At 72.0% G+C, this 1701-nt stretch carries 2 protein-coding genes; one reads left to right on the forward strand and one right to left on the reverse strand.

Features of this window, described 5'->3' with window-relative positions; genetic code table 11:
• Positions 1 to 9: 9 nt before the first annotated feature.
• Positions 10 to 1101: a histidinol-phosphate transaminase gene (gene hisC / locus ACFT55_RS20125; RefSeq protein WP_380245633.1), complete on the reverse strand. Its 1092-nt coding sequence runs from the start codon at positions 1099 to 1101 to the stop codon at positions 10 to 12.
• Positions 1102 to 1217: 116 nt separating this feature from the next.
• On the opposite strand from hisC, the gene ACFT55_RS20130 reads away from it, so the two are divergent.
• On the forward strand, positions 1218 to 1616 hold the full coding sequence (locus tag ACFT55_RS20130; RefSeq protein WP_380245635.1) for a phage holin family protein: 399 nt from the start codon (positions 1218 to 1220) through the stop codon (positions 1614 to 1616).
• The last annotated feature ends 85 nt before the right edge of the window (positions 1617 to 1701 follow it).

Raw genomic sequence — 1701 nt, forward strand, 5'->3', positions numbered from 1 at the left:
CCCACAACGTCAGGAGCGGCGCCAGGTGGCGGCGACGGCGAGGAACGCGTCGTTCGCCTCCACCTCGCCGATGCTCACGCGCAGGCCGTCGCCCGCGAACGGGCGCACGAGCACGCCCGCGGCGGTCGCCTCCGCGGCGCGGGCCAGGGTGTCGTCCCCGAGCGGGAACCAGACGAAGTTGGCCTGCGTCTCGGGCAGGTCCCAGCCCTGCTCGCGCAGCGCGGCGGTGACGCGGTCCCGCTCGGCGACCAGTGCGTCGACCCGTCGGCGGAGCTCGTCCTGTGCCACGTCCTCGAGGGACGCGAGCGCCGCACGCTGGGCCACGTGGTTGACGCCGAACGGGGTGGACACGGACCGGATCCCCGAAGCGAGGCGCGGCTCGGCGACGGCGTACCCGACGCGGAGGCCGGCCAGCCCGTACGCCTTCGACAGGGTGCGCAGCAGGACGACGTTCGGGTGCCGGCGCAGCAGGTCGACGCCGTCGGGTGCCTGGGGGTCGCGCACGAACTCCAGGTACGCCTCGTCGACGACCACCAGCACGTCGCGCGGGACGGCGGCGAGAAGGGTCTCGAGCTCGTCGGCGTGCACCGCGGGGCCGGTGGGGTTGTTGGGGGTGCAGACCATCACGACGCGCGTGCGGGGCGTGACGGCGGCCGCCATCGCGGGCAGGTCGAGCCGGCCGTCGGCGGACACCGGCACGGTGACCGCGGTGCCGCCCGCGACCGCGACGACGATCGGGTACGCCTCGAACGAGCGCCACGGGAAGACGACCTCGTCGCCGTGCTCCACGACGGCCTGCAGCACGTGCGCGAGGACGGCGACCGAGCCGTTGCCCACCACGACCTGGTCGGCCGCGACGCCGGCGTGGGCCGCGAGCGCCTCGACCAGCTCGGTCGCGTACATGTCGGGGTACCGGTTGGTCTCCTCCGCGGCTCGGGTGATCGCCTCGAGGACGGAGGGCAGCGGCGGGTAGGGGTTCTCGTTCGACGAGAGCTTCCACAGCTTCGCGCCCTCTGCCGGCCGGGCACCCGGCACGTACGGGGGCAGCGCGGCGACGGCGGCACGCAGGGGGACGGTCGACGAGTCAGCGGGGGTGGTCACAGCCGTCAAGGATGCCACCCGCACGAGCACCGTGGACCGCCGCCTGCCCCGGGCGCGCACGTCGTGTGTCCGTTTCTTTCCCACCCTGCGGGTGGCTGACGTGCCACGATGGCCGCATGAACTTCATCGTCCGCACCCTTGTCACAGCCGTGGCGCTGTGGCTGAGCGACCTGATCTTCACCAACCTCGAGATCAAGCCCGAGTACGACGGCGACAACCTGCTGACCTACCTCCTGGCGATCCTCGGCGTGGCGCTGGTGTTCACCATCATCAGCAGCTTCGTGAAGCCGATCGTCAGCATCATCTCGATCCCTCTCCTCATCCTGACGTTGGGCCTCTTCTACCTGGTCATCAACGCGTTCGTGCTCTGGCTGACCACGTGGATCACCGACCAGGGCTGGTTCGGCGACTGGGGCGTCGACGTGAGCGGCGGCTTCTGGTGGTTCATCTGGATCGCACTCATCCTCGCCGTGCTGCAGGCCGTCATCGGGGCCTTCGCACCGAAGCGCGGCTGAGCGAGAGCGCCCGCGCCGCTCGCGTGGAGCTCAGTGCAGCGTCGCCCCCGCCGGGACTCCCGGCGGGGGCGACGTGGTCGTCGGA

Origin of the sequence: Isoptericola sp. NPDC057191 (genome assembly GCF_042670225.1) — a bacterium.
In the GTDB taxonomy this organism is placed as follows: domain Bacteria; phylum Actinomycetota; class Actinomycetes; order Actinomycetales; family Cellulomonadaceae; genus Isoptericola.

Excerpts from the sequence above, each read along its gene's own strand:
- ACFT55_RS20130 (WP_380245635.1), top strand. The coding sequence starts at position 1,218 with ATGAACTTCATCGTCCGCACCCTTGTCACAGCCGTGGCGCTGTGGCTG.